Source organism: uncultured Methanofollis sp. (assembly GCF_937919355.1).
In the GTDB taxonomy this organism is placed as follows: domain Archaea; phylum Halobacteriota; class Methanomicrobia; order Methanomicrobiales; family Methanofollaceae; genus Methanofollis.
In genome coordinates, this window is record NZ_CALFSA010000204.1 from 1 (window position 1) to 1,361 (window position 1,361).

General features: G+C 61.6%; 2 protein-coding genes. One reads left to right on the forward strand and one right to left on the reverse strand.

Features of this window, described 5'->3' with window-relative positions; genetic code table 11:
- On the reverse strand, positions 1-585 hold a 585-nt coding region (locus Q0520_RS09840; RefSeq protein ID WP_298669515.1), incomplete at its 3' end, for a transcriptional regulator.
- A 52-nt stretch (positions 586-637) separates the two neighbouring features.
- Between Q0520_RS09840 and Q0520_RS09845 the strand changes: the two genes are divergently transcribed.
- Positions 638-1,361 (forward strand): DUF1743 domain-containing protein (locus tag Q0520_RS09845; protein ID WP_298669518.1); only part of this gene is annotated, 724 nt, incomplete at its 3' end.

Genomic DNA, 1,361 nt, shown 5'->3' on the forward strand with positions numbered 1-1,361 from the left:
CTTCCGATCTATATAGGAGAGAAGGTCGATCGCCTCGACCACCGCCTCGTCGAAGAGTTCCTCAAGCTGGATCGCAACATCCAGGGTCGTGGACATCCCGTCTTCGTACTTGCTGATCGTCCGGCGGGAAACACCGAGATGGCGGGCGAGGTCGCCAAGAGAGAGCTGGCGTTTCTCCCTGAGGTCTTTGAGCATCTCTCCATTGATGTTCACGTACAGCCCGCCGGGCTGGGCATAGATGAGAGGGGGCACGCGCTCTACGAGGAAGTCGTACAGGGTGGCCGGGCTGATCGCGTAGATCCCATAGCGCACATAGACGGTGCCGCGTTCGAGGTCGGCGTCCCGTGCTCTCTCACCGATGATCAGGGGCGACGCACCGAGGTGCCGGGCAATGGCGTCAAGGTCACGGGAGATCTCCTCGGAAACAGAATCGATGTGGGATACGACCTTGATGACGAGAAGGACGTCTCCTTTTCCTGCGATAAGATCGAAGGAGCGGGGGCGGAGGCTACACCTCTCCGAAACCTCATAGCCCGCCGTCAGCATGACACTGACGACCATATCAAGGAGACGTTCCTGTGACATAGGCACCCGTTAAAAGTGGATATAGTACGACACCCTAATAAATAATCGCTTCATGTTCATAGGGATCGACGATACCGACTCTCCTGCAGGCATGTGCACGACCTATCTCGGGGCGCGCCTCGCCGCGGCGCTCCGGGCGGCAGGAATGGAAGTCTTCGAGGTGAGATTGGTCAGGCTCAACCCGAACGCGCCCTTCAAGACGCGGGGAAACGCGGCAGTCTGTATCGAGGCCGGAGGTGACAGGGAAGAGGCGTTCTCCCTTGCGTCGGGGCTAGTCGAGGAACTTGCCGACTTCTCCTGCGAAAACACCAACCCCGGCCTTGTCGTGGCAGAGCGCCGCCCCGACCCGGCCTTCTACTGGAAGGCTGTGCAGGACTTCTGCACCATCGAGGAAGCAAAGGGAGTCCTCGACAGGGAGGGTGCGCTGTATCACGGCTGGAAGAACGGGCGTGGCCTCATCGGGGCAACCGCGGCAGTCGCAAGCGTTCTTCCCGACAGAACATGGGAACTCCTTGCGTACCGCCGCACGGCGGTCTGGGGGACGCCGCGTTTTGTCGAAAAGGCGTCGGTCTTTGCGGCCGAGGCGGCGACCTGGCCGCATACCTGGGACTCGGTGGACCGGGAGAACCATGTCGTCGTCTGTGTCCCCCACACCCCAGACCCGGTCCTCTTCGGGATACGGGGGGAGAGCCCCGAATGGGTGACGCGGGCGCGGTCCCTGATCAGGGCCGAAGAGACAGAACGCGAGCAGGTCTGGGTGACGAACCAGGGCACCG